The sequence below is a fragment of the Neisseria sp. P0021.S005 genome (assembly GCF_051956955.1).
In genome coordinates this window covers 1-1,405 of sequence record NZ_JBQCWY010000766.1, presented here as the reverse complement: position 1 = coordinate 1,405, position 1,405 = coordinate 1, and the positions used below count along the sequence as shown (strand labels likewise).

2 protein-coding genes are annotated in these 1,405 nt (G+C 46.0%); both read left to right on the top strand.

Annotated elements, in window-relative coordinates; genetic code table 11:
* The first annotated feature begins 74 nt into the window (after positions 1–74).
* The gene (gene zapE / locus ACTHUE_RS19115; RefSeq protein ID WP_070813965.1) at positions 75–1,211 is read left to right on the top strand and encodes a cell division protein ZapE; all 1,137 of its coding nucleotides are present in this window, start codon (positions 75–77) and stop codon (positions 1,209–1,211) included.
* A 94-nt stretch (positions 1,212–1,305) separates the two neighbouring features.
* Positions 1,306–1,405, top strand: a 100-nt coding sequence (locus tag ACTHUE_RS19110) for a nucleoside-diphosphate kinase (RefSeq protein WP_440424182.1), incomplete at its 3' end; no start/stop codon positions are given.

The following is a 1,405-nucleotide window of genomic DNA, read 5'->3' as shown; positions in this document are numbered from 1 at the left end:
TCATTCCGACTACTGTCCAAATTATTGCGGATGATGTTTCGACTATCGCCAGCAAAACATAATAAAGGTTATACATGAGCAATAGAGACCAACTATTTACGCCACCGCCATTTGAAAACCACAGCCCATTGACTTGGTATCAGGCCGCCGCCGAACAACCCAACTTCATCCGTGATGAAGCACAAGCACGAGCCATTGAATATTTGGATCGCTTATGGACCGAGCTGATGATGTTCAAACGCAAACGCAACCGTTTTCTCGGCCGCAGCCTGCGTTCCCCTCAAGTGCCTAAAGGACTCTATTTTTATGGCGGCGTAGGACGCGGTAAAAGTTTCCTGATGGACGCTTTTTTTGGCTGTCTCCCTTATCGCCGTAAGCGCCGCGTGCATTTCCATGCCTTTATGGCCGAAATTCATCAACGGCTGAAAGCTTTAAAGAGTGAAGCGAATCCTTTAAAAGCCGTTGCAACAGAAATTGCCAAAGAAACACGCGTATTATGCTTTGACGAGTTTCACGTCAGTGATATTGCCGATGCCATGATTTTGGGCCGTTTACTGGAAAACCTGTTGAGTGAAGGTGTAGTCTTGGTAGCCACTTCCAACTACGCCCCATCCGAACTCTATCCTCAAGGCCAAAACCGCAGCAGCTTTCTCCCAACCATCGCCCTTATCGAGTCCAACCTGACCGTTTTAAATGTAGATGGCGGAGAAGATTACCGCTTGCGTACGCTGCGTCCTGCCGAAATTTTCTTTGTCCCCAATAATGAAGAAAACGAGCAAAAACTCGCTGCTTTATTTAAAGAAATGAGCGGAATCTCTGAATTAAACCCAGGCATCAGCATTATCCATGGACGGGAAATCCCCCATAAAGCCCAGTCAGAACGCGCCATCTGGTTTGATTTCCGTGCATTATGTTTTGGCCCGCGCTCACAAGCTGACTATTTGTATTTAGCCGAACATTACGAGATGGTTTTCCTTTCAGGATTAGAACGTCTAACCCCGCAAGAAAAAGCAGAAGCACGCCGTCTGACATGGTTAATTGACGTTTTATATGATTTCCGTGTGAAGCTGTGCGCCACTAGCGCAGTTGGCGTAAACGATATTTACGTTGAAGGCGATTTTGCCGAAGAATTTACCCGTACAGCCAGCCGTATGATCGAAATGCAATCTGAAGTCTATTTGGAACAACCACACCTGACTTTAAGCAAATAATGCCTTTCCCAAAAAGGGGCGAAATTTGGTAGAATACACTTCCCTCGCCTCTTGGCTACGGCAACTTACCTATTAATAAAAACAAGGACATAACATGGCCATCGAACGTACGATTTCCATCATCAAACCCGATGCAGTAGAAAAAAACGTCATCGGCAAGATTTACAGCCGCTTTGAAGAAAACGGCTTGCGCA